Raw genomic sequence first — 2,958 nt, 5'->3', positions numbered from 1 at the left:
TGAAACTAACACGTGCTAAGCTTGAGTCACTAGTTGAAGATTTAGTAACTAAAACAATTGAGCCACTTAAACGTGCACTTGCTGATGCTGATTTATCAGTAAGCGACATCAACGACATTATTCTTGTTGGTGGTCAAACACGTATGCCTTTAGTACAAAAAATCGTTGCAGAGTTCTTCGGTAAAGAGCCTCGTAAAGATGTTAACCCTGATGAAGCAGTAGCCGTAGGCGCAGCGATTCAAGGTGGTGTACTTGCTGGTGACGTTAAAGATGTACTATTACTAGACGTTTCTCCATTATCTCTAGGTATTGAGACAATGGGTTCAGTAATGACTGCACTGATTGAGAAAAACACAACGATTCCTACTAAGAAATCGCAAACGTTCTCAACAGCTGAAGATAATCAATCTGCTGTAACAATTCATGTACTTCAAGGCGAGCGTAAACGTTCAAGCGACAATAAATCTCTAGGTCAATTTAACCTAGAAGGTATTCGTCCAGCACAACGTGGTACACCGCAAATCGAAGTAACATTTGATGTTGATGCCGATGGTATCTTACATGTATCTGCTAAAGATAAAGATACAGGTAAAGAGCAAAAAATTACGATTCAAGCATCTTCAGGCTTAAGCGATGACGAAATTGAAGCGATGGTTCGTGATGCAGAAGCACATGCTGAAGACGATAAAAAGTTTGAAGAGCTTGTAGCTGCTCGTAACCAAGCTGACGCTTTAGTTCACGGTACACGTAAGCAAGTTGAAGAAGCTGGCGATGCATTACCAAACGAAGACAAAGAAGCAATTGAAGCTGCTGTTGTAGATTTAGAAGCTGCAATTAAGAGCGACAATAAAGAAGAGATTGAAGCTAAAACTCAAGCTCTTGCTGAAAAGTCTCAAAAACTAATGGAAATTGCTCAAGCGAAAGCACAGCAAGGTTCAGCAGACGCTGGCGAACAACAGTCAACTAAGCAAGACGACGACGTTGTTGATGCAGAGTTCGAAGAAGTGAAAGACGACAAGTAATTGTTGCTACCGCTTCTCGCTAGCCAAAAACACTTAACTCAGTTAGGTGTTTAGGTTAGGATGAACAATTGAGGCGCGCGAGCAATAGCTTGTCGCGCCTTTTGCATGTATTCAAGGTTTAAAAATTCAATGATAAATCGATGCGATTTATCGATTTATCCTGCAGCTTACGCTGTAAACAGAAAAGAGTAGTGTGATAGATATGTCAAAACGCGATTATTACGAAGTCCTCGGCGTAAGCAAAGATGCGAGTGAGCGAGACATAAAAAAAGCGTATAAACGCTTAGCGATGAAATATCATCCAGATCGTACCGCAGGCGATAAAGATCTCGAAATAAAATTTAAAGAAGTTAAAGAAGCGTACGAAATACTAACCGATGATCAAAAACGTCAAATGTATGACCAACATGGTCACGCAGCCTTTGAACAAGGTGGTGGCGGTGGTCACGGTGGTTTTGGTGGCGGACATGGCGACTTTGGTGATGTATTTGGCGATGTATTTGGCGATATTTTTGGTGGCGGCGGTGGTCGACGTCAATCTCGTCAACAACGTGGATCTGATTTACGTTACAACATGGACTTAAGCTTAGAAGAAGCTGTTCGTGGTAAAGAAGTTGAAATTAAAGTACCTACATGGGTTGGTTGTGAGCCATGTGATGGCAGTGGTGCTAAAGCGGGTTCTAAACCTAAAACATGTACTACATGTCATGGTGCTGGCCAAGTGCAAATGCGCCAAGGTTTCTTTGCTGTTCAGCAAACGTGTCCAACGTGTCAGGGACAAGGTCAAATTATTTCAGACCCGTGTAACAGTTGTCATGGACAAGGCCGCGTAGAAAAAACTAAAACGCTTTCAGTTAAAATTCCAGCTGGCGTTGATACAGGCGACCGTATCCGCTTAACGGGTGAAGGCGAAGCCGGAATGCATGGCGCGCCATCGGGCGACTTGTATGTGCAAGTATCGGTTCGTGAACATGAAATATTTGTACGTGAAGCGAATAATTTATATTGTGAAGTACCAATTAGCTTTACTACAGCAGGCCTTGGTGGCGAAATTCAGGTGCCAACACTTGATGGTCGTGCAAAACTTAAAATACCGTCTGAAACTCAAACGGGCAAAATGTTCCGTATGCGTGGCAAAGGTGTTAAGTCTGTACGCAGTGGTGCCCAAGGCGATCTAATTTGTAAAGTGGTAATCGAAACGCCAGTTAATCTTAACGAGCGTCAACGTGAACTACTTCAAGAGTTAGATGAAAGCATGGGCACAGATAGCTCTAAAAACCGTCCTAAAGAGCAAGGCTTTTTTGACGGTGTTAAAAAGTTTTTTGATGATTTAACTAAATAAATTTAAATTATTATGAACAAAAAAACGACGCTTTTAGCGTCGTTTTTTTTGCTTTAAACTTAATTTTTGTTACTGTGAATAAAAAAGATGAAACAGCATGACACCAGCAATAGATCTACTTAAAAAGCAAAAAAAAACCTTTGAAGTACTCAGTTATGAGCACGATAAGAATAATAGCCACTACGGGCTTGAAGCCGTTGAAAAGTTAAATTTAGACAGTGCACAAGTATTTAAAACCATAGTACTTGAAACACATGAAGGGCAACTGATTGTTGCTGTAACGCCTGTATCTCAACAAGTTAATTTAAAACAGTTAGCTAAATTATGTGGGGCTAAAAAAGTAATTATGGCTGCCCCACAAAAAGTACAAGTTAGTACCGGTTATATTTTAGGAGGGGTGAGTCCGCTTGGACAAAAAAAGCGTCTAGCTACGTTTATTCATAGCAGTGCTTCTCTCTTTGACACTATTTATGTGAGCGCCGGAAAAAGAGGCTTAGAAATAGCACTCTCGCCAACTGATTTAGCCTTATTGACCAATGCAAAATTTGGCGATTTATAAATTTTATTTTTATAATTACCTTCTATACAAAAAAT

At 40.6% G+C, this 2,958-nt stretch carries 3 protein-coding genes; all 3 read left to right on the top strand.

Going from position 1 to position 2,958, the window contains the following annotated elements:
• The coding region (locus CXF89_RS18825; protein ID WP_180961428.1) for an Hsp70 family protein at window positions 1-1,022 on the top strand (1,022 nt) is incomplete at its 5' end.
• 202 nt (window positions 1,023-1,224) lie between these two features.
• Complete coding sequence (gene dnaJ / locus CXF89_RS18820) at window positions 1,225-2,364, top strand: molecular chaperone DnaJ (protein ID WP_010553942.1); 1,140 nt, start codon at window positions 1,225-1,227, stop codon at window positions 2,362-2,364.
• Between the two features lie 97 nt (window positions 2,365-2,461).
• Window positions 2,462-2,923, top strand: coding sequence for a Cys-tRNA(Pro) deacylase (gene ybaK, locus CXF89_RS18815; protein ID WP_007585460.1), 462 nt, complete (start codon window positions 2,462-2,464; stop codon window positions 2,921-2,923).
• Window positions 2,924-2,958: the final 35 nt, after the last annotated feature.

The sequence above is a fragment of the Pseudoalteromonas sp. MelDa3 genome (assembly GCF_002863625.1).
Taxonomy (GTDB): Bacteria; Pseudomonadota; Gammaproteobacteria; order Enterobacterales; family Alteromonadaceae; genus Pseudoalteromonas; species Pseudoalteromonas arctica.
Note: the sequence above shows the minus strand (reverse complement) of the source record. Positions and strands in the feature narration are given on the sequence as shown.